The following is a 1,707-nucleotide window of genomic DNA, read 5'->3' on the forward strand; positions in this document are numbered from 1 at the left end:
GGGGAAACCGGTCAAAGTCAGTGGTAAGCCAGCAGAGCCCCCCGCCCTGACCTAGGCGCGCTACCTCCGACAGACCTTGGGGAACCGGGCCGGCCCGAGCACGTTGTGGCCGGTCAGCCCGGGTTACGCATGCAACAGCTTTTCCAAGAATTCGGCCATCCGACATACCTCCCGTTTCCGGTTATTGCGGCGAGGCTTCTGCTGGCGTCGATCTTCGGTGCTGCGATCGGTTTCGAACGAGAATGGCGAAATCGGCCTGCCGGGCTTCGCACCCATATCCTGGTCTGCGTGGCAGCGGCTACTTTCGGTATTCTGACGATTGAAATCGTCCACGCGCCGATGTTTCTGCAGGACTCCGTGAAAGTCGATCCGATTCGTGTCGTCGAAGCGGTTACCGCTGGCGTGGCGTTCCTTGCTGCCGGATCGATTTTGTTTTCGAGAGGCGAGGTCCACGGGCTGACGACCGGTGCAGGCATGTGGCTGTCCGGGGCAATTGGCGTAGCGTGCGGGCTAGGTCTGTGGCAGGTGGCGGCACTCGGCACGCTATTGGTGCTTGTCGTGGCAGGCCTTCTTTATAGTTTTGCAGCCAAGTCCGGGATTGGCGAGAACACCGGACAAGGAAAGCCCATTTCGGAAGAAGATGTGTCCAAGCGGCGCCAAGGCTGAGGACAAACGCCCCGCGCGCAAGGAGCCGAACGGCGGAGTGCGTTGCGGACCCCAATTCGCCGGGCTGGTCCCTGGGCATTCTACCTCACCCCCTTAGCGGCGCCGGCCTTCCGCCTTGTCTGGCGCGTCGGACTGACAAGGAAAAGCCCGCGCTCCTCCTCCGAGCGCGGGCCGACCGGGTTACAGCCCGACCTGCAGCGGGCTAAAGTTGGGGGGAAAGCCCGCTGGTCCCGGACAGTGTTAGCGCACGCTAATGCTCCTCTTGACGAACACCCCCGCAAACGGAGGCGGTCATTCCTCCTAAAAATCCTGCATCCCAAGAAGGCGTCCCTTTAGCCGCCGTCAGCAGGTGCTGCCGGAGCGGGCGCGGCTGGGGCAGGTGCGGCCGGCTCTGCCGGAGCGGGCGCGGTTGGCGCTTCGACCTTCGGCGCTTCAACCCTGGGCGCTTCAACCTTTACGTCGACGTCCTTTCCGATGCCCCCGCCGTTTATGTTGATAACGCCGGTGAACAACAGCAGGACCACGATTGCGATAATTGCGAGAACGACGGCGACAGCGGTGCCGGCGCCATTTCCGCCTGAGTTAACAACGGTGGGACCGTCAGCCATGACTATCTCTCCTATTCTGAATTATCACTGGTCGGCAACGGGACCGGCGGGCACTTAGTTCCGCCGCCGGGCTATGGTCCATGATGCAGTAAGACTGAAGTCTTTGCGTTAAAGACAGAGGGCTGAGGCTGGCAACCAAGATCTTACCAACGGATTGGTCTTGGCCGCCGAGCAAAGTCCCTTCATCGGTGGTTCCGGGTGCCCGCTGTATCCCTCATCGGCGGGCGCCCGATATTTCTCTAACAGCGGAAACAACTGTGCCCCTTACCCAGAGCAGACAGAATGTCGATGAGGTCGCAAGCCGACCCGCAAATGACAATCAAACTCCTGACCCAACAGATTTCTCGGCGGTTGATCTCATTTCGCCGAGCGACGAAGAGGTCGCTGCAATCGTCAGGCGAACAGAGCGCCTGGCCCTTGCGGTGATTATAGT

General features: G+C 60.9%; 2 protein-coding genes. One reads left to right on the plus strand and one right to left on the minus strand.

From position 1 onward, the window contains the following. The first annotated feature begins 129 nt into the window (after nt 1–129). Nucleotides 130–666 (plus strand): MgtC/SapB family protein, encoded by a 537-nt coding sequence (locus EOA85_RS34635; protein WP_127212674.1) that lies wholly within the window; start codon nt 130–132, stop codon nt 664–666. A 332-nt stretch (nt 667–998) separates the two neighbouring features. Here EOA85_RS34635 and EOA85_RS34640 read toward each other — a convergent pair whose 3' ends face one another. After that, the gene (locus EOA85_RS34640) at nt 999–1,274 is read right to left on the minus strand and encodes a hypothetical protein (protein WP_127212675.1); all 276 of its coding nucleotides are present in this window, start codon (nt 1,272–1,274) and stop codon (nt 999–1,001) included. Nucleotides 1,275–1,707: the final 433 nt, after the last annotated feature.

This window comes from Mesorhizobium sp. M5C.F.Ca.IN.020.29.1.1, from assembly GCF_003997375.1.
Lineage (GTDB): Bacteria > Pseudomonadota > Alphaproteobacteria > Rhizobiales > Rhizobiaceae > Mesorhizobium > Mesorhizobium wenxiniae.